This window comes from Flavobacterium sp. 9R (assembly GCF_902506345.1).
In the GTDB taxonomy this organism is placed as follows: domain Bacteria; phylum Bacteroidota; class Bacteroidia; order Flavobacteriales; family Flavobacteriaceae; genus Flavobacterium.
This window is the reverse complement of record NZ_LR733413.1, coordinates 161,738-186,899: the sequence shown is the minus strand read 5'-3', so window position 1 is coordinate 186,899 and position 25,162 is coordinate 161,738. Positions and strand designations below refer to the sequence as shown.

The window sequence follows — 25,162 nt, the reverse complement described above, 5'->3', positions numbered from 1 at the left end:
TACAAAGACTTTTTTTTCTAGCAAGTAGTTTTATAAAAATATTTTTAATTCCTTTTACTATCTTTGCAATCTAAATTTAACACCTATTATGTTTCACAGAAATATCAAACTTATCTTAGCTGCATTAATCATCATTGCAGGAATTTGGCAATTTACAGAATCAAATATTGGAAACGGAATTTTTCTATTATTCCTTAGCGCCTTCCCTATTTTTCTTTATTATAAAAATGAATTTATTTTACTAGCCTTCTTAAAATTAAGAAAACAAGATTTTCCTGGCGCTCAAAAATGGTTAGCGTATATCAAAAATCCTGAAACAGCATTAGTAAAAAAACAACAAGGATACTTTAATTACCTTCACGGGATTATGGTTTCACAAACCAATATCAACCAAGCTGAAAAGTTCTTCAAAAAAGCGATTGAATTAGGACTTTCTATGGATATGGATTTGGCAGTAGCCAAATTAAACCTAGCTGGAATTGCTCTTTCTAGAAGAAGAAAACTTGAAGCCACTAACTTATTGAATGAAGCAAAAAAGCTAGACAAACAAAATATGTTGAAAGAACAAATTACAATGATGAAAGATCAAATGAAAAAGATCTAATACATTTTAAATAAAAACTAAAGGCGATTAACTCATAAGTTAGTCGCCTTTTTTTATACCATTTCGTATCAATTCAGGCAAATGTTCATTCAACCATCGGAATCTAAACAAAATCATCGCGTGATTTCCGCCAGTTACTACAATTGCATTTGAAATATATTTTATAGGGAACACATCATCTTCATCCCCGTGAACGTGAATCACTTTTGCATCAACCTCTGTTCGTTCCCAAAGAATCACCTGTTCTATAGCCCAATCCAAATAATTAATATCCCTTACCGAAAGGAATTTTTCATACAATTTGAGTCGGCTTTTTATTTTTTCACCAAAAGAAAATTTAGCTAAATTCTCTACATTCAAAATCAAACTCGTAGGAATCAATTTGTAGGCTTTGGTAGTTTTGGCAACTTTCATTCGTCTCGGGAATTCCAAATTTGTTTTGACACTCGAAATTATTATAACCCGAAATGGATTCAAAAAAGCTGCCATTTCTTGAACCAAAATACCCCCAAAAGAAACCCCGATGAGCACTGGGTTTTTATGAATAACCTTATTACTCATTCGCTTAGCATACTCAGAAAGTGTTTCGTTGCCCAATGGAATTTCCCATTCTAATAAAATGACTTCAAATTCCTCCTTAGGCAAGTCTATTCTCTCAAAAATAGTAGAACTAGCAGCCAAACCTGGCATAAAATAAACTGGAATTTTACTCATTATATTTCAAATCTAATACAAGCTAAATTTAGTTTTAAAATGACAAAGACAAACTATCCTTGAAAAATAATAATCAACTTTCTTCAGTTTCATTTCTTTAAAAACAAAAAAAGAACCTCAAGAAACATCACCTATTCACTATTTATTGATTATCAATTTATTACCTTTGCATTTATTATTCTGAAACCACAAAAGAATAATCCCATAGTTAATCCAAATTTCTGAAAAACAACCCAAACAATGGAAATTAAAGACAATATTTTTGCAAGACAATTTGAAACCATTGTTCCCGAAGGGCTTTTAATCTTTGAATATTCTTTTCAAGAAAAAAAAATCTTTTTGACAAAATTCAATGCGCCCGATTCATTTTCTGATGAAGAAACAATTCAGCAATTTTTCAAAGCAATCCTGGATAATATAAGCGAACGCAATCTTAAAGCCGTCCCAATCTTACCTAAAATAGTTCTTTTCTTTAAAAAAAATCCTTCCTATAAAGAGCTTCTACCTCCAGGTATCCGCCTATAAAAAAAGCTACCTTTTCAGGTAGCTCTTTATAATTATTCTAATTTCTACTTCCTCTGTTTGACATATTTCCCGAAGCAGGTCTAGTGGCTGGTCTAGTAGCTGGCCTTGATGTTGGAGCACTTGGACGTGTCACTGGAGCGCTTGGTCTTGTACTAGGAGTTGAAGGCCTTGGATTTACAGACGGTCTTGTCGCAGGCTTAGCCCCATTACCAGAAGGCATAGACGGCCTAGTTGCTGGACGACTCATATTGTTATTAGAGTTCGTAGGTCGCGTTGTTGGTCGTGTAGTAGGACGATTCGTTGATGGCCTAACTGATGGAGAAGCAGGTTTTCTATATGTTCTTCCATCATAAGTCGCTCTATAATTTCCATTTACCCTGTTATTTCTTACCACAACCGAAGTAGTTCTTCGATTAGAGTAATACACTCTGTGACCAGGATTACGAACAATTACCGTTCTATGATAATAATGATTCCCATAATAATGACTATGATAGCCCCAATAACTGTGATAATAAACTGGGCGCCAAGGTCTCCAGTAAGGTGGATAATACCCCCAATACCACGGAGAATGCCAAGGAATAAATAATGGAGAAAACATATAAATTACTACTGGCCAAGCACTAACCGTTGTTCCGCTATTCGTATTATAATTGTTGGTCGTATTATTGTTAATAATAACCGTTCCTTCGCCCTTATAGCCTGGATTTGGAGTACCCGAAACTTTGGCCACTTCTGCAGGTTCAACAATATAGTCTTTACCGTATAATTCTTCATCACCAATGATTTGAACTAACACCTGTCCTTTTTTATCTTTGGTTACCTCAACAACTGCTACATCTTGTTTTTCAGATGAACTGACAGCTACTTGTAAAACCACAAAAAAAGAATCTCCTTTTTTCTCACTCACTACTTGAATATAATCAATAGTATTATCGTTGTTCAAATCAAGATTATTGATTTTCCCTTCTTCATCATTAATCGCTTTCTCAAAATCCTCTAATGTTTTTGATTTTTGAAAAACATCTAAAACGGCATACAAATTCAAATTATCTCCAGGAAGCCCCAATGCCTCTGGTTCGTCATTGGATTGAGCGAATGCTGTTGCGTTAAAAAATGCAACAAAAATTAGCAAGAAATAAATTTTAAAACTTTTCATAAATATGTATTTATTAAACATTTATAAAACTAAGATACTAAAAAGCAGCATTGGTTTAACTCAAAAAAATAATTTTACCTCAAAACACTAAACCTTATGATTATTTTATAATCACATTACTTGCTTTATTGAACAAAAAAAACAAATTCGAACAACTACTCCCATTGACAAAAAAACTTGTATAAAAATTAGTCATACTTCTTTCAAAAACAATAAAATATCAATCTTATAAACTGAACCTCATTACTGATTTTTCAAACAAAAATAAATATTACCAAATGTTGATATATTTCGATACCATCTAAAACAGTATTTTCAAAAGAAAATATAAATCATTAAAAATATAAAAATAATTTTAACACTTGTTTGTCTGTTTCATCAAAATATTTGCATAATTTTATGATTATCAATAAATTAAATAGAAATAAAAATGGAAAAAATCATTCATGTGTTATCAATTTTTATTGGCTTATTAATTCTTAACGAAGTGTTTCGGAGATCAAAATGGCTTTCAATTATTGTTTTTGTAGGCTTGGCTGGCGTATTAACTTTTACTGTTTGGCCCACCTCAGGTGATCATCCAGACGCAACGATCAATACATGGTTCCATTGGGCTAAAGTATAATCAGCAATCGCTGGAGTTTTAATTTTCGCTTATATACGATACTCTAAATCTGGAGCAAAGAATAAAAATGTTCTTTTTTTGCCCGCATTGATATTAGGAGTTAACATCCTTGAAGCGGTCCTAAGAGATTTTGAACTTGGTGGAGAGAATGGTGGCATTTGGCATTATCTTAACGGTATTGCTGGTATTCTTTCCATTATAACCATTTCTGGATGGGTAGGAATTAACGTAACAAAAGACAAATCGCAGGATATGATTTGGCCTGACATGCTAGTGTTTTGGATCATCGCTTATGATATTTGGAATTTTGCCTACATCTATTTTTGTGTACCACAACACACCTTCTACAATGTTGCAGTTTTATTTTCGTGCACGGTACCAGCTTTGTTTATCACAAAAGGAAGTTGGCTACAAGCGCGTGCTATAACCCTGAGCGCATGGATGATGTATCTATTTACATTCAACTACTATGTAGACAATCCAAATACATACATAATGCCAGATCATAATGAAACTTTAATGTTAATAGTAGGTATCATTAGTTTTGGAGCCAATGCTGCTTTTGCATGGATTCATTTTTCAAAAATGTTCAAAGAAAAGCGTTTTGGTTGGGGTCAAGAAGTACACGTGAACTAATTGACAATGAAAAGATTGAATAAAATAAAAAAAGAATATTCAAAACGAGTATTCTTTTTTTTTCTTAAATTTAGCTATCTGATTTTAACATAACGCATTAAATAAATTCGTATGAACAAAAAAATATTTTTTCTTGTTGCGTTTTGTTTTGCAATAACAACTGCTTTTTCACAAATTGCTGTTTCATCTAGCCTAGAGGAGGCCATCAATAAAGCATTAATTAAAAGTAGTTCCTTAAAAAACAAAGAGCTTGAAATTGAAAAACTTACGTTGCAAGAAAAAGGAATTTGGAATAAATATATTCCAACTGTGGAGGCCACAGCCTTGTATTCTTATTTTGATAATAAACTCACAGTAGATTTACCAGCTACACAAATTCCAATAATAAACTATCCAGTTTTTGACGGCAAAACATCATTTAAAAATTATGGCAATTTGTTTAATGGTAGTGTGATGGCTAAAACAGTTTTGTTCAGCGGATTCCAAATTCCAAATGCTGCAAAGGCCGTTAAAGAAAAAGCAATTGGGACGGCATTTTTAAAAGATTCAGAAAAAGATGGTATAATAAAAGAAGTTATCACAACTTTTGACCAATTATCGCTTTTACGATCTATCGAAAAACTTTTGAACGACAGCAACAGTAGGTTAAACATAGAAACAAAACGGGTCACTAAAGCAGTAGAACAAGGACTAGCAATTCCTTATGATCGCGACAAAATAAAACTAGCTTCATTAGAATTGGAATCAAAACGAATAGAGTTGAATGGAAAGCGACAACTTGTTTACAAAAAATTGAACTACTTGACAGGTTATAGCAATGCAGAAATAGATCAGGTAGTCTACAATTTGGAACCTTACTTACTCAGCAATGAAAAATTAACCACTGAAAACAAACAAGAAATAAAGGCTCTAGAATCATTCAAAACCGCCTATGAATTTCTGTTGAAAAAAGAAAAGGGAACATACTTACCTACTCTCGCAGCTTTTGGAGGCGTTGCCTATTCGAGTTTGTTTGATGCTCGTGCAACAACTCAAGTTATTACAGGAATTAACGAGGCTTTGTACCTAGGATTAAACGAACTTACAATTAGTAATAATTGGATTATTGGAGCTGGTCTAAAATGGGAAATTTTTGCAGGATTTGAAAGAGAACACAAAATACATGAGGCAAAAATAAATATTGAACAAGTTCAAAATCAAATTGATGACACTAAAGAAAAATTAGAATTGTTATTAGAAAACAATTATATCAACTATACTGTTTTAAATCAAAAAATTGCAATTACTTCACAGCAAGAAAAGATTGCAAACAACAATTTAAATCTAGCAGTAAAACAATATAAAGAAGGTTTAATTTCAATTTCAGAGCGATTAGAAGCAGAAAATGATCTCTTTAAAAATGCTGTTTTAAAAGTAAATGCTATCATAGAGCAACGTTTATCTGTTATCGAAACAATCATCGCTACAGGTGAACTATCTTCAAAACTTAAAAAATAATTTTTATTTATTGGCTAATAATTCTGCCACTGATAAATCAAAAAAAAAAAAGACTATCATGAAAAAAACGATTGTATTCCTTTCTTTAATTACATTGATTTTTAGCTGTAAAAAAGCTGAAAATAGCAGTCTGATGCAAGGTAAAGTTGAAAACGAACAAATTGCAATAGTCAGTAAAGTTCCAGGTAAAATTGTACAAATACTAGTAAAAGAAGGTGACTTTGTCAACAAAGGAGACACTTTAGCGATTTTAGATATTCCTGAAGTGGATGCAAAGAAAAGCCAAGCCGAAGGTGCTGTTGTAAGTGCTAAAGCACAATATTTAATGGCATTAAAAGGAGCTACAGACAACCAGATAAAACAACTTGAGGCAAAAAAATCTGGATTAAAGGAGCAATATGAATTTGCGCAGAAGTCTCTTAAACGATTAAGCAATATGCTTAAAGACTCGCTTGTATCACAACAAATGTTTGACGAAACTTTCGCAAAATACCAAGGAGCACAAGCACAATATAATGCAGTTTTAGCGGAATTAGATGACGCAAAAAAAGGAGCCAGAATAGAACAACAAACGATGGCTTTAGGACAACAAGAGAGAGCTTATGGAGCCTTACAGGAAGTAGAAACTGCCAATAAAGAACGATTTGTAATTGCTCCTCAAGATATGAGTATCGAAACCATAACTTTAAATTTGGGAGAGTTAGCTTTACCAGGATACACTCTTTTTAACGGCTACATAAATAACAGCACCTATTTCAGATTTACACTGCAAGAAAGCCAACTTAAAGGATTCAAAAAAGGGCAAGAGATTACGGTAACTATCCCTAACTCTAATAAAAAAATAAATGGAAAAATATCATTAATAAAGCAACTTGGAGCTTATGGCAATATAGCTACTGCTTATCCTGATTATGAACTACAAGAAAGCTTGTATGAAATAAGAGTTTCTCCATTAGACTATAAAGAAACTAAGGACTTAATTACAAAAACTACTGTAACTTTAGCTTTATAAATATGCGAAATTTCTTCAATTTAATAAAAAGAGAATTCCAACTCTTTTGGCAAAATAAAATATTACGCATGCTCTTTATAGGTGCTCCTTTGTTATACGCAATATTATTAGGTTATGTATATAGCAAAGGAAAAGCCACGGATTTACCTATTCTTGTAGTAGATTTAGATCAATCAGAAATGAGTGCCAAAGCCATCGAAATGTTTAATGATGACGAAGTTTTGACCATTAAAACGGTATTGTACGACAAAAACAATCTTACAAAAATCGCAATTGATTATGGTGCAAATTGTATCGTAATCATTCCTAAAGATTTTCAAAAAGATGTACTTACAAAACGCTATCCTGAGATTGTCACAATTGTTAATACGGCCAATATATTAACAGCTAACTTTTCATCAAATGCCATTCAAGTTTGCTTAGGTACTTTAAAAGTTGGAGTGCAATTCGAAACTTTAAGAAAACAAGGTGTTCCAGAAAAACTATTAGCATCACAATACGAACCCTTTAAAACAACTTTTATTAAAAAATTCAATAGAAGTAGTAATTATCTTTATTATTTGTGGCCTGGAGTACTATCAGCTGTTTTGCAACAAGTAATGCTTTTAGCATTAGCACTATCTTTTGCTTCAGAATTTGAAAATGGCACCTTCCGTATACTGGTGGACCAATGCCCTTCCATCATTAAAATGATAAGTATTAAAATCATTCCTTATTTAATTATGAGTTTTGGCGTTTGGTTATTGTATTGGATGTTCACTTTTTACTTCAAAATATCCTTTTATGAAAATTTATGGGAACTCACTTTTGTGGCAGGTGTCTTTGTTTTATCCGTATCATTTATTGGAATATTAGTCAGTATTTTAATTCCAAGTCAACTAAAAGCAACAGAAATCTTAATGGTTATTGCAACTCCAAGTTTTATTTTGAGTGGCTTTAGCTGGCCTTTGAGTCAAATGCCGGGATGGATTCAAGGAATCGCTAATGTAATCCCACTCACACATTTCTTAAATGCATTCCGCATCTTAATAATCGAAAATGGAACCCTAGGACAAACTTATACCTCTATCAAAAGCATGATAATAATAGGCTTGGTTTGTGCCATAATGGCTTTTATCGCTTTGTATTTTAAACGTAAAGAAGTTTTAAAAACCGAATTATAAACAAAAAAGGCAAGTGAATAAACCACTTGCCTTTTTTGTTATGTAAAGAAAAAAACTATTTCTTTTCGATTTCTCGCATACTGTCCATTTTCTTATGAGCAAGGAAACCTTTGATATCTTCAAAATGTTCTACTACACGTTTGTTTCCAAACTCAAAAACTTTTGTTGCCAATCCGTCAAGGAAATCTCTATCGTGCGAAACTAGAATTAAAGTACCATCAAAATCACGCAACGCATCTTTAATAATATCTTTGGTTTTCATATCCAAGTGATTGGAAGGCTCATCCAAAATCAAAAGATTCACAGGTTCTAACAATAACTTAATCATTGCCAAACGCGTTTTTTCTCCACCCGAAAGCACTTTTACTTTCTTTTGAATATCATCACCTTGAAACATAAACGCGCCAAGAATATTTTTTATTTGAGTTCGAACATCACCCACTGCAATTCTATCAATAGTTTCGAATATGGTAGCGTTTTCATCTAACATTGCGGCTTGATTTTGGGCAAAATAACCAATTTGAGCATTGTGTCCAACTTCTACAGAACCTCCATTAATTTCAATTTCTTTCATAATGGCTTTAATCATGGTTGATTTACCTTCACCATTTTTACCCACAAAAGCCACTTTTTGACCGCGCTCAATTACTAAATTAGCATCTTTAAAAATCAATTTGTCACCATACGATTTTTCCAAATCTTTAACAATAACTGGATATTGTCCCGAACGAACCGACGGTGGGAATTTCAATCGCAAAGCCGAGGTGTCAATTTCATCCACTTCGATAGGAACAATTTTTTCCAACATTCTTACACGAGATTGCACGGCATCGGTTTTAGAAAAAGTACCACGAAAACGCTCAATGAATGCTTGATTATCTGCAATAAATTTTTGTTGCTCATCGTACGCTTTTTGCTGATGAACGCGTCTGTCTTTTCGCAACTCTAAATAGTGAGAATATTTGGCTTTGTAGTCATAAATTCTTCCCATTGTCACTTCAATAGTTCTATTTGTAATATTATCTACAAAAGCTCTATCGTGAGAAATTACCATAACGGCTTTGGCTTGATTGATCAAAAAGTCTTCTAACCATTCTATACTATCCATATCCAAGTGATTGGTTGGCTCATCGAGTAGAATCAAATCAGGTTTTGTTAAAAGGATTTTGGCCAATTCAATTCGCATTCTCCAACCACCAGAAAACTCTTTCGTTGGACGATTGAAATCTTCTCTTTCAAAACCTAAACCTTTTAATATTTTTTCAACTTCAGCTTCATAATTAACCTCTTCAATAGAATAATACTTCTCCGATAATTCTGAAACTCTTTCAATCAACTTCATATACTCATCACTTTCATAATCCGTGCGAATCGTTAATTGCTCATTGATTTCGTCAATTTCTTTTTTCATATTCAAAACACCCGCAAAAGCTTTGGATGTTTCTTCCATAACGGTACAATTATCCTCCGTCAATAAATGCTGTGGCAAATAAGCTACCACCGCATCACTTGGAGCCGAAATAACACCGCGAGTGGGTTTGTTTGCACCTGCAACGATTTTCAACAAAGTAGATTTTCCCGCTCCATTTTTACCCATAAGGGCAATTTTATCAGTTTCATTGATAGCAAATGTAACTTCGCTAAAAAGAGTTGTGCCACCAAATTCAACGGCAATATCGTTTACTGTAATCATTAATTTAAAAATAAAAGGTTAGAGGTTAAAAATCAGATGATTTCGAACGCCAAATTTTTGAAGGTGCAAAGATAGTTTAAATAAAGAATTGCGCAATTGGTAACAAGATTAAGTGCAATAAAAAATGCCTCTCCAAAACGGAAGAGGCATTTTCTATAAATAGCTGAATTACCAACTATTCTTTGCGATATTTTTTAGTAACTTCAAAAACGTGCTCTAAAATTGCTGCTTCTTTTTCGTCAAAAACAATATTTCTTCGAGCCATTACCAAACGTGCTGTTTCGAAAGCTTTTTTTGTTAGATAAGTAGTAAATCCAGAAGCTCCTCCCCAAGAGAAACTTGGAACAAAATTTCTAGGAAAACCACTGCCAAAAATATTGGCACTAACTCCTACTACAGTTCCGGTATTAAACATAGTATTGATACCACACTTACTATGGTCGCCCATCATTAAACCACAAAACTGAAGCCCTGTTTTGGCAAAACCTTCCGTTTGATAGCTCCACAAACGAACTTCTTCATAGTTATTTTTAAGATTAGAATTGTTGCTATCCGCTCCAATGTTACACCATTCCCCTAATACAGAGTCTCCTAAAAAACCATCGTGTCCTTTATTGGAATATGCAAAAATCACTACATTTTTAACCTCTCCACCTACTCTAGAATAAGGACCAACAGTAGTTGCTCCATAAATTTTTGAAGCCATTTTCACTTGTGCATTATCGCATAGTGCAAATGGACCACGAATCACAGAACCTTCCATAATCTCGGTATCTCTACCAATATAAATAGGACCTGAGGAGGCATTTAAGGTTACGTATTCTAATTTGGCACCTTCTTCAATAAATACATTTTCGGGTGCAATTACGTTTACACTCTTGGGAATTGGTTGAGATTGTCTGTCTTGTGTTATAAACTCAAAATCTTCTCTTATTGCGACATCATTTTTAGAAAAAATGTCCCAGGTATTTTCAATGGTTATACAATCGTTATTATATTCAATGATTTCATAAGTATCAAAATCAACTTCCTCTTGATTTTCAGAAGTATAAAAAGCAATGATTTCGTCTTTCTTGAAAATGGCTTGGTTGGGTTCTAAGTTACTTACCAATTCTGCCAAAATTGCATTAGGCAAAAAAGAGGCGTTAATCATAACATTGCCTTCTAATTCCACCATTGGGTATTTATCAGACAAATATTCTTCGGTTAAAGTAGTAGTTGTCGACCCCAGATGCAATTCCCATTTTTGACGAATGGTCATAATACCCACCAGAATATCTGCAACGGGTCGGGTAAAGGTAAACGGCAACAAAGCATTTCGAGCGGGACCGTCAAAAAGAATGTAATTCATAAAAAATTGATTTGGCTATTGTTTCTTTTTCGATTTGGTTATCACGCACAAAGTTAAATCATTTTATGGTATAAATTCTATCCAAACAAAGCCAAACAAAAAAAGCCTTTCTAAAAAGAAAGGCTTCATTGTATTTAAAAACGAGTTAAAATTATTTAACGTGTTTTGCGTATTTAGTTTTGAATTTATCAATACGTCCTGCAGTATCGATAAGTTTAGATTTACCTGTGTAAAAAGGGTGAGAAGTTCTAGAAATCTCCATTTTCACTACTGGATATTCAACACCTTCGTGAATAATTGTTTCTTTTGTTTCAGCTGTAGATTTAGTAATAAACACATCTTCATTTGACATGTCTTTAAAAGCAACTAATCTGTAATTTTCTGGGTGAATACCTTTTTTCATCTTAAATCTTTTTTTTATTGGTTCAATTATAATTTGTTTTGCAGCTTTTCTTCTGAATGAAAAGGTATAAACATCTTATAACTTTTTATTTACACTATTATTTTTGAGTGTGCAAATTTACACTTATTTTTAGATATACAAACCATTGTTGCTTTTTTTTTGTGTTTGGCTAAAAAACATTTTTTACCTCACTTTAAATTGGAGAATTCTTATATTTGTGGATTAATTAAAAACCGAACCTATATGATCAATGAAATTATAAAAAAAAATGGGATTACTTTTGGAGTAATTAATGGAATTGTTTCATGTATGATTATTTCAATCATATATGCAATAGATTTAAATTTATTCCTTAAATGGTGGATTACTCTTGTAATTATTTCAATTTCACTAACGTTATCCATTATACTATTATCAAAAACAAAAAAAGAAATACAGTCCGATTTTTCGTTTAAGGATGCATTTACAACTTATTTCATTTATGCTGCAATTGGTCTTTTGATTTCTACACTATTTAATATTGTATTATGGAATTTTATTGATCCTTCCGCAAAAGAAACGTTGAACGAACTTACTATAAAATATACTGTTTCGATGATGCAAAAATTCAATACTCCTGCGTCTGCAATTAACGAAACAATAAAGGGAATGAAAGAAAATAGTCAATTTGATATAGACTCACAATTGAAAGGTTATTTTTTCAATCTACTTATCAGTTGCATATTTGGTCTTATTATGGCAGCCTTTTTCAAAACTAGAAGATCTTCTCAAGAATAAAACAATTAAATGAATTTAACTATCCTAATACCACTTCTTAACGAAGAGGAATCCTTACAAGAATTGTACACTTGGATTCTAAAAGTGATGCAATCCAATAACTACTCCTATGAAATCCTTTTCTTGGACGACGGAAGTACCGACAATTCTTGGACCATTATTGAAAATTTTGCTACTACAAATCCCAACGTAAAAGGGATTCGTTTTATGAAAAACTTCGGTAAATCACAAGCGCTACATGCTGGATTTGCTCAAGCCAAAGGTGACGTAATCATCACTATGGATGCCGATTTACAAGATAGTCCTGACGAAATTCCAGGATTATACAACATGATTACCGAACAAAAATATGACTTGGTTTCGGGTTGGAAAAAGAAACGCTATGACTCGGTTGTGGCCAAAAATCTACCTTCCAAATTATTCAATTGGGCTGCTAGAAAAACATCAGGTGTTGAACTAAATGATTTCAACTGCGGATTAAAAGCCTATAAAAATGTAGTAGTCAAGAACATTGAAGTTTCTGGCGAAATGCACCGATATATTCCAGTTTTGGCTAAAAATGCTGGTTTTGGAAAAATTGGAGAAAAAGTTGTACAACATCAAGCTAGAAAATACGGAGAAACCAAATTTGGAATGGACCGTTTCATTAATGGCTTTTTGGATTTGATTACTATCTGGTTTTTATCTCGTTTTGGCAAAAGACCTATGCATCTTTTTGGCGCAATAGGCTCTTTAATGTTTATTATCGGCTTTATAGCTGCAGCTTACATCGGAATCTCCAAATTGTATCATATGTATAACGATATGAAATACACTTTGGTCACCAATAATCCTTGGTTTTATATTGCCCTAACAACAATGGTTTTAGGCACACAATTGTTTCTTGCTGGCTTCCTTGGCGAGATTATACTAAGGACAAAAAACAATGAAGCGCGATATAAAATTGCGAATCAAATCAATTTATAATTTTATCCCATTAAGTCTAAAATAAATTTATTGTTTCATATAAAATCAATATAAAATGTACATTCCTCAAAATATCCTAGACGCATTAAATGTATGGCTTACTCCAACATTTGACTCAGCTACACAAGACGCTGTAAGAGAATTAATGACAACAGCTCCAAAGGACTTGGAAGAAAGTTTTTATAAGAATTTAGAGTTTGGAACTGGAGGAATGCGAGGTGTTATGGGAGTTGGTGACAACCGAATTAATAAATATACTTTAGGAAAAAGCACCCAAGGTTTATCCAATTACTTGAAAAGCGTTTTTCCTGGTGAACAAATAAAAGCAGCCATTGCCTTTGACTGTCGTCACAATAGTAAAACGTTAGCAAAAGTTGTAGCAGATGTATTTTCTGCCAACGGAATCGAAGTGTTCCTTTTTTCAGATTTACGTCCTACACCAGAATTGTCTTTTGCCTTAAAACACTTGAACTGTCATTGTGGAATTGTACTAACTGCGTCTCACAATCCTCCAGAATACAATGGATACAAAGTATATTGGCAAGATGGCGGACAAATCGTTCCTCCTCAAGACGGAGAAATCATCAATGTGATTGAGAATCTGAAATATGATGAAATTAATTTCACGGCTAACGAAGACTTAATTCATTTTATCGATACAGAAATTGATCAAGCATTCATTCAATCGTCTATAGAAAATGCAAGTTTTAATACTCCAGCAACTGCCAAAGAGAATTTAAACATTGTTTTCACCTCTTTACACGGAACTTCTATAACAGTTATTCCTGAAACGCTTTCTAAAGCAGGATACCCAAATGTACATATTGTAGAGGAACAAGCTGTACCAAATGGCGATTTCCCAACCGTAAAATCACCAAATCCAGAAGAACCAGAAGCACTAACAATGGCGTTAGCATTAGCTGATAAAACAAATGCAGATATCGTAGTAGGCACAGATCCTGATTGTGATCGTCTTGGTGTTGCAGTGCGAGATAACGATGGAAAAATGGTCTTGCTAAACGGAAATCAAACGATGATTTTGATGACCGCATTCTTATTAGAAAAATGGAAACAAGCTGGAAAAATTAACGGTAAACAATTTGTAGGCTCTACTATAGTTTCTACTCCAATGATGATGGAACTTGCTACAGCCTACGGTGTGGAATGCAAAGTAGGTTTGACAGGATTCAAATGGATTGCCAAAATGATTAAAGATTTCCCTGAACTACAATTCATTGGTGGTGGAGAAGAAAGCTTTGGATTTATGGTTGGAGATGCCGTAAGAGACAAAGATGCCGTTGCTGCTACGCTACTAATCTGTGAAGTTGCTGCACAAGCAAAAGCAAGCGGTAGCTCCGTTTACAAAGAGTTAATCAACCTTTATGTTGATCATGGGTTTTTCAAAGAACATTTAGTTTCGCTAACCAAAAAAGGAATGGATGGTTTACAGGCTATTAATCAAATGATGATTGATCTTCGTGAAAATCCTTTAAAAGAAATCAACGGACAACGTGTAATTATGGTAGAAGATTACCAATCTTCAATTGCCAAAAATTTGTTGTCTGGCGAAGAATTGACTATGGACATTCCAAAATCTAATGTACTTATTTACTATACAGAAGATGGTTCTAAAATCTGTGCAAGACCAAGCGGAACCGAACCTAAAATTAAATTTTACATCAGTGTAAATGCCGATTTAGAAAAAGCTTCTGACTTTGATGCCGTAGAAAACATTCTAAATCAAAAAATAAAAAATATCATTGCTGCAATGCAATTGAACTAATACAAATACACCTATTTTTCTGACAGACCCGATAAGACGTAGTCCTAATCGGGTCTTGATGCCTAAAACTTATTCCGATGGACGACAATTTCAAAAAAATAATTCCTTTTACAACCCCATATCGTTCGCATGTTGTATGGAATGTAATTTTTAATATCCTATACGCATTGTTCAGCACCTTATCGTTCATTGCCTTAATACCAATGATGAATGTGTTATTTGACACTTCTGAAAAAATAACACAAAAACCCGTTTACACTTCTATATATGAAATTACAAAATTCGGAAAGGAATACCTGTATTACTATATCACTTTGCTATCTGAACAAAACGGACCACAGTTTGCCCTTATCTTGGTTATTGGAATTGTAATTGTTACTTTTTTATTCAAAAATCTATTTAACTTCCTTGCTTCAAATCATTTATTGCATTTAAAGAATGGCGTTCTAAAAGACCTAAGGAATGCTATGTACGTAAAAATCATAAATTTGCCAGTATCCTACTATTCTGAGAAAAGAAAAGGAGATATAATGGCAAGAATGCTTGGTGATGTAAACGAGGTTCAAAATTCCTTCTTCTCTATCTTAGAACTTATTGTAAAAGAACCAATGACAATCATTTTCACATTGATTGCAATGATTTCTATTAGCTTTAAGTTAACACTTTTTGTATTTATTTTCATTCCTGTTGCCGGTATTATGATTTCGAAAATAGGAAAGTCATTGAGAACAAAATCTGAAAGAGTACAAGCAGAAAACGGATATCTGATTTCTATAGTCGAAGAATCACTATCTGGTCTTAAAGTAGTTAAAAGCTATAATGCTGAGCAAAGTTTTCAAGACAAATTCAACAACTCTGTTTCTCGTATTTTAAACTTATCCAACAGCATCGGAAAGAAAAATAATCTAGCAACTCCTTTGAGTGAATTTCTAGGTATCATTACAATATGTGTTTTACTTTGGTTTGGAGGCCAAATGGTTTTAACAGACAAACTTCCTAATGGAAAAGCCTTATTAGATGGAGCAAAATTCTTAGCATATATGGGACTAGCATACAACATTCTAACCCCAGCTAAAGCAATCTCAAAAGCATCGTATCAAGTAAAAGGTGGATTGGCAGCAGCGCAAAGAGTTTTTGACGTTTTAGAAGTTGAAAACGAAATCACTTCAAAAGATAATGCTATTAAAAAACATACATTTGAAAGCAGTATCGCTATCAAAAACATCAACTTCAAATATGAAGATGAAAATGTCCTAAAAGATTTTTCTTTAGAAGTAAAAAAAGGTCAAACAGTTGCTCTTGTTGGGCAATCTGGTAGCGGAAAAAGTACCATCGCTAACCTATTGACTCGCTTCTATGACGTAAATGAGGGCCTCATTCAAATAGATGATAATAACATAAAAGACATCGACTTACACTCGCTAAGAGGCTTAATCGGATTAGTAACACAAGACAGTATTTTATTTAATGATTCTATCAAGGCCAATATTGCTCTTGGCAATCCCAACGCAACCGATGAAGAAATCATTGAAGCCCTTAAAATTGCCAATGCCTATGAATTTGTAAAGGACCTTCCTAATGGAATTCATACCAATATCGGTGATAGCGGAAATAAATTATCTGGAGGACAAAAGCAACGTTTATCTATCGCCAGAGCGGTACTCAAAAATCCGCCAATTATGATACTAGACGAAGCCACATCTGCACTGGACACAGAAAGCGAAAAATTTGTTCAGGTTGCCTTAGAAAACATGATGCAGAACAGAACCTCTATTGTTATTGCGCATCGCCTTTCTACTATTCAAAAAGCAGATGTCATTGTAGTAATGAAAAAAGGAAAAATAGTTGAGCAAGGTACTCACGAAGAATTGATTGCTCTTGAAGGAACTTATAACAAATTAGTAACCATGCAATCCCTTGAATAGTCTGAAATGATTCGTATCTTTAAACTAGATTTTACTCTTTTTTAAATTTCACAAATGTATTTAGACAACCCCAATATAAAATTACCTGAAGACCCTGAAACTATTGTCTGGAAATACCTAGACTTGTCTAAATTTTTAGATTTATTATTATCTAAAAAATTGTTCATGTCTAGGTCTGACAAATTTGAAGACCAATACGAAGGTACTTTTAGCGAACCTACTTTTGAGGAAATCAGAAAACTATCGATTGACAATCCTGACTTTTTAAATTACTACAAAACGCATCGTGAGAAAGTAGCAATTAGTAGCTGGCATATTAACGAATACGAATCCTTTGCGATGTGGCAAATTTTCACCCAAAACAGTGAAGGATTAGCGATACAATCAACAATAGGAAGATTGCAAAAAGCATTGCAGCCTGAAGAGCATTTTCAGCAATATATTGGTGAGGTAAATTATATTGACTACAAAAAAGAATACATCCCTTTTGATGATTTATTTTTCCCTTTTTTATACAAAAGAAAAAGTTTTCAGTATGAAAGAGAAGTACGAATTATAAGTGATGTAACTCAAAACAACTTAAAACTGAATGATGGCCTAAAAATTAATGTAGATGTTAATCTATTAATTGAAAAGATATACATTCATCCAAAATCAGAGAATTGGTATAAGAATTTAGTTATTCAATTAGTAGCAAAATTGGGATTTGATATTTCTATCGAAAAGTCCGATTTAGAAAGTGACATTTTGATATAACTATATTGGAGAATAACGAATAACTTTCCAATCGTTTTTATTCAAATCAATATAGTTATAATGTAGTACGTCTTTTTGATCAAACTGTCCGTTTTTATTAGTGTCCTCAATAGTCCTGAAATACAAACGATTAGAAGCTTCTATCAAATTCCAATCAATTAATTCTTCTAAATCAGTTGCAACTTTTGTAAACTTCTCTCCACTAATGGTACTCAAATACAACGTATTAATATCATTAGTATCTAACTTACCATCTCTATTGGTATCCGCATCAACCATTGTATAGACCAAAATTTGCTTTTTGATACGATCTGAAACTGTTTTTAAATAAGTCGCAGTTTCAATCAAAATAGGCTTATCTGTCAACGGACGAATTGAATCCGAATCAATCTTTTGAAACTTTAAATTCTGCAAAAAACCTGTTATCTCATATTGCGCTACATTGCTAATAGTAAAGCTAACATCGTTTACAGCTGAAGAACCATATTTAGACTTAGTACCTCTTTCATAAATACGTAAATCTCCTATCGGATGAATCAAATAGTCTGTCCCCTCCATTACAACTGGTAAATCGGCAATTTCAACTTTTGAAGAATCTAGCTTTGGTGCCATTGTGTTTTTTGACGAACTGTCATATATCACTTTGGGTTTTTCTACTTCTTTTTGACAGCTAACTATCAAAAGAACAAAAAACAAACTTCCAATAATCAATTTTTTATTCATCCTAATTGTAATTTATTTTCAAAAGTAAACAATTCTACTAAACTCTAATAGTTAATGTTTTTAAATTGGGTGTAAATAGTAAGCCTAAAGTAGTTAAAAACGTGCATTCAACTTGATGTTAAAAACTCTAGTCGTCATATAATTAGGTATCCCATATTGATTTTTGGTATACACATCACGTACCCAAGTGTTGGTAATAGCATTTTGATTATTAAAGATATTAAATACTTCAACTCCAATAGCCAATTCTTGAAAACTATTGGCCCACTTACCATATTGTCTAGAATTACTTCTATCAACTAGAAGTTTTGAAAAGCCAACGTCGGCTCTACGGTAATCTCTAAGTCGGCTTTGATACAAATAGGGATCTGCATATGATGGAGAACCACCAGGCAAACCTGTGTTGTATACCAAATTGAGATACAATTTGACACTCGGAATATTCGGCATATAATCTTGAAACAGCATTGCAAACTTTAATCGTTGATCTGTTGGTCGAGCGATAAAACCTTTTCCATTACTATTTTCTTCGGTTTTTAGATAGCCAAAGCTTATCCAAGATTCAGTACCCGGAACAAATTCGCCATTCCATCTCACATCAATTCCTTGCGCATATGCTTTTGCATCATTATTAGCTTGATAACGAATCCTAACATTGTCGATAGTATAGGTATTGACATCGGACAATGATTTATAATAAAGTTCTGTAACCAATTTAAAAGGTCTGCTCCACAAATTAAAACTATAATCGTTCCCAAGAACCAAATGTACCGATTGTTGTGCCTTAACATTTGGTTGAACTACCCCTTCACTATCACGAAGTTCTCTGTAAGATGGCGGTTGATGATACATTCCTCCAGACAATCGAAACAGAAGATTTGCCTTAGTATTGGGTTTAATGGTAAACTGAGCTCTTGGGCTAAATGTAAATTGCTGATCATCAGAAACAGCACCTCCTAAAACTTGCCAACTGTGCATTCTAACTCCCAAATTATACCAAACCAAACTAGTCCCTAAATTGGCCTTACGACTCCATTGCAAATAGCCCGAAAAACGATTAATAGTGTTAAAGTTTATTGCTCTCACATCTTGGTAAGGCGCCAAAGGTCCGTTATAAATTGTATAGGGTTCATCTTTTTTAGGCAAAAAACGCGGAGGATTTAGTGTAAAACCCGCAGAATCAATTACTTCCCATTCACTAATTCTGTCTCGTATAGATTCTCGAGTGTATTTTACTCCCCACTCAACAAGATTGTTTTTCCAATCATGAATACCTTTAAATTCAGCATTAGCAATTAAGGCATCCAAATCATTACGAGCGTGATTCAATTGTGAACCAATTCCTCTTGAAAACGAAACATCTCCCAAGGTTTCAGAACCAATATTGGTATCTATTTCTGCTAAACGATATTCGGCCAAAATATCAAAATGCTCTTTTTCTAAAGTATGAAAAACAGCTCCAACAAATTTATAAGTTGATACATCCGAAGCCTTAAAAGTAGTTTTTATTGCCCCAAAAAATGTTTGGTACTGATCACGTTCTTGTCCTTCGTAAAAAATCAATAACGCTTGAGGATTATCTATCGTACCAAAATTAGTTTGACGCGTTAAAGGCTCATAATTGTACTTATTTTGAGAAATATTTCCTAAAAAACTCCATTGCCATTTTGAAGAAGCTTGGAAATTGATTGCTGTTTGTACATCAACAAATGATGGAGTATAGTTGGTTTGCGTTTCTTGACTGTTGACCAATAAACTATTATTTCTATAACGAACACCCGTAATTGCTGTCCATCGCTTGTCTTTTGAAACCAAATCCAAAGAGGCGCTTCCACCTAAAAAACTAGCTTCAACGGTTGCCCCAAATTGTGTAGGCTTTCGATAGGTTATATCCAAAACAGAAGATAACTTATCTCCATATTTACTTTGAAAACCACCTGCAGAGAAATCCACATTTTGAATCAAATCAGTATTCGTAAAACTCAAACCTTCTTGCTGACCTGACCGAATCAAAAAAGGACGGTAGACTTCCACTTCGTTAACATACACTAAATTTTCATCATAATTTCCTCCACGAACAGCGTATTGAGAACTTAATTCATTATTAGAATTTACGCCTGCCAGAGATTTCAAAACATTTTCTATTCCAGGATTGGCTCCAGGAATATTCTTTAGTGTTGCTGGCTCAATGGTCAAAATCCCTTGGACGCTTTTTTTGTTGTTGGCATTTACAAATACCTCCCCCATTTGCTCTTCTTTTTCACTTAAGACCAAATTGAAATCAACCACTTCGTTTGGAGTTACCATCAAAATTAATGTGGCTTTTTTAAATGAGATATGACTAAAAACTACCGCTACTTTTTCATTTGATGGAATTGCTATCGAATAAAATCCTTTAGCATTGGTTTGTGAAGTCAGTCCTTGAATAGTTATATTTACATCATTGACAGGATTTTTTTTATCGTCTAAAATAAAACCTTGCAGTTTCCCTTTTTGAGAAAACATAGGTGACCCGATAAAAATAAGGGTGAAAAAAAAGCAGATTTGGAATACTTTCAAACGAAGAACTATTTAATTATTTGACTTCTAAAAAAACGCGTTTCAAAGATAGTAGAATTTCCCATTTGGTCCACAACAATTACTTTAAGAATGTTAGCGCCTTCAGCAACAATTCCATCACTAAAATCGTGTGTGAGTTGTCTGGTTTTATTGTCGTATTCCATTAAAATCCATTGGTCATTTAAAAAGGCATTGTACGATTTAATTCCTGACAAAGCATCATAGATAGAAAGTTTCAACTCCTTTTGAGCAGTAATCCATTTTCCTTCAATGGGTTTACCGATACTAATTACTGGATTTACATTATCAAGAACAAGACCATATTTCCCAAGGGTTTTTACCTTAGTGGTAAAGGTATTTCCTTTTACAATGGTTGAATTATACGAAATACGACCACCTTCTATCCTTCCCAAAAACATTTTTTCTTTATCTAATGCCGTATGAGTAGAATCCTGAACTTGAATCGTAAAATTAGAATGAACTGGAACGGTGTCATCATGTAAAGTCAATACTTTATTAGCTACAGAAAGATTCAAATCAAAATCATTATAAAAAGTATTGGCTGGAAAAGTAACCGTCCAATTCTCTTTTTCAAAGATGTATTCTTTTTTTGCTCTAATAAAATAATTCGAAGGAGTCGCTTCTTTTGGAATCACAATAGCTTTTGTATCATAAGAGATTGGAATGGTAATGAGTGTTTTGTTATTAAAATAATCAGCAACCTCAATACGATAAGTACCCGACAAATTGGGCACTACTGATAGTACACCATTATTATCATCGGTTTTTATGATACTTAAATCGAATGGTTCGGTTCGATACAATCGCTGAATACGTTGTTGAGATTTCTTATATCTTGAATAATCTATCATTACATTGATGTAACGCATTTCATCAAAAGAATAAGTCCCAAATTGATAGGCATAAGTAGGCGTTCCATTATAAAAAGCTTGTACCTCAAAAATACCATTTTTATTAAAGGAAACATCATCCATATCAGTAGCAATAATACCAAAACCAATTTTCCCATTAGCCATAACAGGGTCTGCAAGATAAGTTCCGTCTTTTTGTAGGGTCAAATTAATTGGTACTGGACGTAAAGACTGATTCACGCTAGTCTGGTTATCCAAAGGAAAAGCATAAACCGCAGTAACTTGTGGTTTTTTGGTATCCTTCATAAAAGAATCAAATCCAAAAAACAAAGGATTGATAATAAATTCGGTTTTAGAATCTCTTATTTCAAAATGAAGATGTGGCCCTTCTGAAGCACCTGTATTTCCAGACAGCGCAATAAGTTGTCCTTTGGAAATTGGTAATTCATTAGGCTTTAAGAAAATTTCTACTTCAAAAGATTTTTCTTCATACTGTCTTCTTTTTATTAATTCCTGAATGGGTCCAACTGCTTTTTGCAAGTGAGCATAAACGGTTGTATATCCATTTGGATGTGTAATATAAATTGTTTTTCCGTTGCCGAAAGTTGAGATTTTGATTCTAGAAACATAACCCTCTGCAGCAGCATAAACCGACAATCCCTCACGTTGTAGTGTTTTATAATCAAACCCAGCGTGAAAATGATTGGGACGCAATTCACCAAAATTACCAGATAACTGCATTGGTATATCCAATGGTGACCTAAAATAATCTTTAGGATACTGATTTTGAGCAGTCAAAACGCAAAAGAAAAACAGCAAAAAACATAATAATCTCATCCGATATCTTTTTGCTAAGGTAACCAAAACTGTTAAAACAGAAAAAAAGAAATAAAAACAACAACATTCTGATTATTAGTTAATTAAATATTTTAGCACAAAAAAGACAATAAAATATTGCAATAATAAAAAGGAATACTAACTTTGTAAGATTAAGAAATGAATTGGTTAAAAAATGAGTGTAATTGCAGAAATAATTGATACTCTTGAAAATAAGATTGGAAAGCTTTTTTCTAAAATGCAATTTCTAGAAAAAAACAATCTAGAATTGAGAGATAAATTAACTAATGCAACACAAATCATAGCCCAACAATCTGAACAGATTGAATTGCTTAAAAAGCAATATGAGACACTCAAAATCGCCAATACATTGCTAGGCAGTGAAGACAATAAAAGAGATACAAAGCTTAAAATAAATTCATTAATTCGCGAAATTGATTACTGTATAGCCCAGCTATCAGATTAAAAATGGAAGAAAAGCTTAAAATAAAGATATCGATTGCAGACAGGGTTTATCCGTTAACGGTAGATGCCTCTCAAGAAGAAGGACTCAGAAGTGCTTCAAAAAAGATTGATATGATGATTAAGCAGTTTGAAGAAAATTACGCCGTAAGAGATAAACAAGACGTTTTAGCCATGTGTGCGCTACAGTTTGCCTCTCAAGTGGAACAAAAACAAATTGATAATGCAATGAATGGGAGTGAAACCATAGACCGATTGCAAAAAATCAATGCAGTTTTGGACCAATATCTCGATTAAATCGTTCTTACAAAAATTAAGATACTGCCTACATTAGTTCTTATTTGATAAACTCAACACTAACAATTTAGAATGAGCGAATCATCGTTACTATAGCAAGCCAATTCAGTTTGGAAGCTTGAACAACGAGTTAGCTCAAAACTTGTCTTTTCGAGTTTATACAATCCCACTAATGTAGGTTTTTTTTATATATATAATTTAAACAAAATGGATAGTACATTATTAATAATTGTTTCAGGAATAATAGGTATTGCAGCTGGTTTTGGTATTGCCAAGATTATCGAAAAAAGCAATATCTCTAATTTAATTAAGAACGCTAAAAAAGAAGCTGCTTCAATTTTAAAAGACGCCAATTTAGAAGCTGAAAACATTAAAAAAGATAAAATTCTTCAAGCAAAAGAAAAGTTTATTGAATTAAAATCTGAGCACGAACAAGTGATTTTGGCTAGAGACAAAAAAGTAGCCGAAGTAGAAAAAAGAGTTCGCGATAAAGAATCTCAAGTTTCTAGTGAACTGTCTAAAGCAAAGAAAATCAACGATGATTTCGAAGCTAAAAAAGCAGAATTCCAAGCAAAAATCGAAGTACTTGACAAAAAACAAGTAGAAGTTGAAAAACTACACAAAAGCCAATTACAACAGCTAGAAGTAATCTCTGGATTGTCTGCAGAAGAAGCTAAAGAACAATTAGTAGAAGGATTAAAATCTGAAGCTAAATCAAAAGCAATGTCTCACATTCAAGAAACGATTGAAGAGGCTAAACTTACTGCACAACAAGAAGCTAAGAAAATAATCATCAACACCATTCAACGTGTTGGTACGGAAGAAGCGGTTGAGAATTGTGTGTCTGTTTTCAACATTGAATCTGATGATGTCAAAGGTAGAATCATTGGTCGTGAAGGACGAAACATTAGAGCTCTTGAAGCCGCAACCGGTGTTGAAATTATCGTAGATGATACTCCAGAAGCTATCATTCTTTCTTGCTTTGACCCTGTTCGAAGAGAAATTGCTCGTCTTTCCTTACACAAATTAGTTACTGACGGACGTATTCACCCAGCAAGAATTGAAGAAGTTGTAGCAAAAACAACAAAACAAATTGATGACGAAATCATTGAAGTTGGTAAACGTACTGTTATCGATTTAGGAATTCACGGATTACACCCTGAATTGATTAAAGTGGTAGGTAGAATGAAATACCGTTCTTCATACGGACAAAACTTATTACAACACTCTCGTGAAGTTTCGAAGCTTTGTGGAATTATGGCTGCAGAATTAGGCTTGAATGTAAAATTAGCCAAAAGAGCAGGTTTACTGCACGATATTGGAAAAGTTCCTGATGCAGAAAGTGATTTACCACACGCTTTATTAGGTATGCAATGGGCTGAAAAATACGGTGAAAAAGAAGAAGTATGCAACGCAATTGGAGCGCACCATGATGAAATTGAAATGAAATCATTATTATCACCAATCATTCAAGTTTGTGATGCGATATCTGGTGCTAGACCAGGCGCAAGAAGACAGGTGCTAGATTCATACATACAACGATTAAAAGACCTTGAAGAGGTAGCGTATGGCTTCAATGGAGTTAAAAATGCTTATGCTATTCAAGCTGGTAGAGAATTACGTGTAATTGTAGAAAGCGAAAAAGTTTCTGATGATAATGCAGCAACTTTATCTTTCGAAATTTCTCAAAAAATTCAAACTGAAATGACCTATCCAGGACAAGTAAAAGTTACTGTAATTAGAGAAACTAGAGCAGTAAATATTGCTAAATAATTTATATTGAACACACAAAAAAGGCTTCCCTTAGGAAGCCTTTTTTATGT

At 33.3% G+C, this 25,162-nt stretch carries 21 protein-coding genes, 1 other RNA gene and 1 pseudogene; 15 read left to right on the top strand and 8 right to left on the bottom strand.

All coding sequences use genetic code 11. The features are described 5' to 3' along the window. Positions 1-88: 88 nt before the first annotated feature. Positions 89-604, top strand: coding sequence for a DUF2892 domain-containing protein (locus FLAVO9AF_RS00890; protein WP_159682600.1), 516 nt, complete (start codon positions 89-91; stop codon positions 602-604). A gap of 39 nt (positions 605-643) precedes the next feature. On the opposite strand, the gene FLAVO9AF_RS00885 is transcribed toward FLAVO9AF_RS00890, so the two are convergent. Then, positions 644-1,318 (bottom strand): alpha/beta fold hydrolase, encoded by a 675-nt coding sequence (locus tag FLAVO9AF_RS00885; RefSeq protein ID WP_159682598.1) that lies wholly within the window; start codon positions 1,316-1,318, stop codon positions 644-646. A gap of 240 nt (positions 1,319-1,558) precedes the next feature. On the opposite strand from FLAVO9AF_RS00885, the gene FLAVO9AF_RS00880 reads away from it, so the two are divergent. Beyond that, positions 1,559-1,843 carry a GNAT family N-acetyltransferase gene (locus tag FLAVO9AF_RS00880; protein ID WP_159682595.1) on the top strand — a complete coding sequence of 95 codons (285 nt, stop codon included), beginning with the start codon at positions 1,559-1,561 and terminating at the stop codon, positions 1,841-1,843. 37 nt (positions 1,844-1,880) lie between these two features. Here FLAVO9AF_RS00880 and FLAVO9AF_RS00875 read toward each other — a convergent pair whose 3' ends face one another. Continuing rightward, on the bottom strand, positions 1,881-3,002 hold the full coding sequence (locus tag FLAVO9AF_RS00875; RefSeq protein WP_159682592.1) for a hypothetical protein: 1,122 nt from the start codon (positions 3,000-3,002) through the stop codon (positions 1,881-1,883). 430 nt (positions 3,003-3,432) lie between these two features. Here FLAVO9AF_RS00875 and FLAVO9AF_RS00865 point away from each other — a divergent pair. From FLAVO9AF_RS00865 to FLAVO9AF_RS00850, 4 genes and pseudogenes are all read left to right on the top strand, one after another. After that, a pseudogene (locus FLAVO9AF_RS00865) lies at positions 3,433-4,263 on the top strand (DUF5692 family protein). Between the two features lie 111 nt (positions 4,264-4,374). Beyond that, positions 4,375-5,760 carry a TolC family protein gene (locus FLAVO9AF_RS00860; RefSeq protein ID WP_159682583.1) on the top strand — a complete coding sequence of 462 codons (1,386 nt, stop codon included), beginning with the start codon at positions 4,375-4,377 and terminating at the stop codon, positions 5,758-5,760. A gap of 58 nt (positions 5,761-5,818) precedes the next feature. Then, a complete protein-coding gene (locus tag FLAVO9AF_RS00855; RefSeq protein WP_159682581.1) occupies positions 5,819-6,772 on the top strand; it encodes an HlyD family secretion protein in 954 nt (317 codons plus the stop codon). 68 nt (positions 6,773-6,840) lie between these two features. Next, positions 6,841-7,935 carry an ABC transporter permease gene (locus tag FLAVO9AF_RS00850; RefSeq protein WP_370516437.1) on the top strand — a complete coding sequence of 365 codons (1,095 nt, stop codon included), beginning with the start codon at positions 6,841-6,843 and terminating at the stop codon, positions 7,933-7,935. Between the two features lie 55 nt (positions 7,936-7,990). Here the strand turns inward: FLAVO9AF_RS00850 and FLAVO9AF_RS00845 are convergent, their stop codons facing one another. The 3 genes from FLAVO9AF_RS00845 to FLAVO9AF_RS00835 form a co-directional block, all read right to left on the bottom strand. Beyond that, positions 7,991-9,628: an ABC-F family ATP-binding cassette domain-containing protein gene (locus tag FLAVO9AF_RS00845; RefSeq protein WP_159682576.1), complete on the bottom strand. Its 1,638-nt coding sequence runs from the start codon at positions 9,626-9,628 to the stop codon at positions 7,991-7,993. 175 nt (positions 9,629-9,803) lie between these two features. After that, complete coding sequence (locus FLAVO9AF_RS00840; RefSeq protein WP_159682563.1) at positions 9,804-10,979, bottom strand: GlmU family protein; 1,176 nt, start codon at positions 10,977-10,979, stop codon at positions 9,804-9,806. 151 nt (positions 10,980-11,130) lie between these two features. Beyond that, on the bottom strand, positions 11,131-11,382 hold the full coding sequence (locus FLAVO9AF_RS00835) for a type B 50S ribosomal protein L31 (protein ID WP_159682559.1): 252 nt from the start codon (positions 11,380-11,382) through the stop codon (positions 11,131-11,133). Between the two features lie 198 nt (positions 11,383-11,580). On the opposite strand from FLAVO9AF_RS00835, the gene FLAVO9AF_RS00830 reads away from it, so the two are divergent. The 5 genes from FLAVO9AF_RS00830 (at position 11,581) to FLAVO9AF_RS00810 (ending at position 17,589) form a co-directional block, all read left to right on the top strand. Beyond that, a complete protein-coding gene (locus FLAVO9AF_RS00830; protein ID WP_236552254.1) occupies positions 11,581-12,159 on the top strand; it encodes a DUF4199 domain-containing protein in 579 nt (192 codons plus the stop codon). 9 nt (positions 12,160-12,168) lie between these two features. Further along, positions 12,169-13,125: a glycosyltransferase family 2 protein gene (locus FLAVO9AF_RS00825; protein ID WP_159682541.1), complete on the top strand. Its 957-nt coding sequence runs from the start codon at positions 12,169-12,171 to the stop codon at positions 13,123-13,125. Between the two features lie 55 nt (positions 13,126-13,180). After that, a complete protein-coding gene (locus FLAVO9AF_RS00820; protein WP_159682536.1) occupies positions 13,181-14,908 on the top strand; it encodes a phospho-sugar mutase in 1,728 nt (575 codons plus the stop codon). A 77-nt stretch (positions 14,909-14,985) separates the two neighbouring features. After that, the gene (locus tag FLAVO9AF_RS00815; protein ID WP_159682532.1) at positions 14,986-16,833 is read left to right on the top strand and encodes an ABC transporter ATP-binding protein; all 1,848 of its coding nucleotides are present in this window, start codon (positions 14,986-14,988) and stop codon (positions 16,831-16,833) included. 54 nt (positions 16,834-16,887) lie between these two features. Next, the gene (locus FLAVO9AF_RS00810; protein ID WP_159682519.1) at positions 16,888-17,589 is read left to right on the top strand and encodes a hypothetical protein; all 702 of its coding nucleotides are present in this window, start codon (positions 16,888-16,890) and stop codon (positions 17,587-17,589) included. Here FLAVO9AF_RS00810 and FLAVO9AF_RS00805 read toward each other — a convergent pair whose 3' ends face one another. The 3 genes from FLAVO9AF_RS00805 to FLAVO9AF_RS00795 all read right to left on the bottom strand — a co-directional run bounded on the left by FLAVO9AF_RS00805 (position 17,590) and on the right by FLAVO9AF_RS00795 (position 22,580). Beyond that, positions 17,590-18,312 (bottom strand): hypothetical protein, encoded by a 723-nt coding sequence (locus tag FLAVO9AF_RS00805; RefSeq protein ID WP_159682515.1) that lies wholly within the window; start codon positions 18,310-18,312, stop codon positions 17,590-17,592. It abuts the gene before it with no gap. Between the two features lie 93 nt (positions 18,313-18,405). Continuing rightward, positions 18,406-20,817 carry a carboxypeptidase-like regulatory domain-containing protein gene (locus FLAVO9AF_RS00800; protein WP_159682511.1) on the bottom strand — a complete coding sequence of 804 codons (2,412 nt, stop codon included), beginning with the start codon at positions 20,815-20,817 and terminating at the stop codon, positions 18,406-18,408. A gap of 62 nt (positions 20,818-20,879) precedes the next feature. Further along, positions 20,880-22,580 carry a M23 family metallopeptidase gene (locus FLAVO9AF_RS00795; protein ID WP_159682507.1) on the bottom strand — a complete coding sequence of 567 codons (1,701 nt, stop codon included), beginning with the start codon at positions 22,578-22,580 and terminating at the stop codon, positions 20,880-20,882. 175 nt (positions 22,581-22,755) lie between these two features. On the opposite strand from FLAVO9AF_RS00795, the gene FLAVO9AF_RS00790 reads away from it, so the two are divergent. The 4 genes from FLAVO9AF_RS00790 (at position 22,756) to rny (ending at position 25,112) form a co-directional block, all read left to right on the top strand. Continuing rightward, complete coding sequence (locus FLAVO9AF_RS00790; protein ID WP_159682504.1) at positions 22,756-23,046, top strand: hypothetical protein; 291 nt, start codon at positions 22,756-22,758, stop codon at positions 23,044-23,046. Positions 23,047-23,048: 2 nt separating this feature from the next. Then, entirely contained in the window at positions 23,049-23,339 is a 291-nt protein-coding gene (locus FLAVO9AF_RS00785; RefSeq protein ID WP_064714474.1) for a cell division protein ZapA, read from the top strand. 51 nt (positions 23,340-23,390) lie between these two features. Further along, a non-coding RNA gene (ssrS, locus tag FLAVO9AF_RS00780) (6S RNA) lies at positions 23,391-23,497 on the top strand. A gap of 49 nt (positions 23,498-23,546) precedes the next feature. Continuing rightward, on the top strand, positions 23,547-25,112 hold the full coding sequence (gene rny, locus FLAVO9AF_RS00775) for a ribonuclease Y (protein WP_159682499.1): 1,566 nt from the start codon (positions 23,547-23,549) through the stop codon (positions 25,110-25,112). The last annotated feature ends 50 nt before the right edge of the window (positions 25,113-25,162 follow it).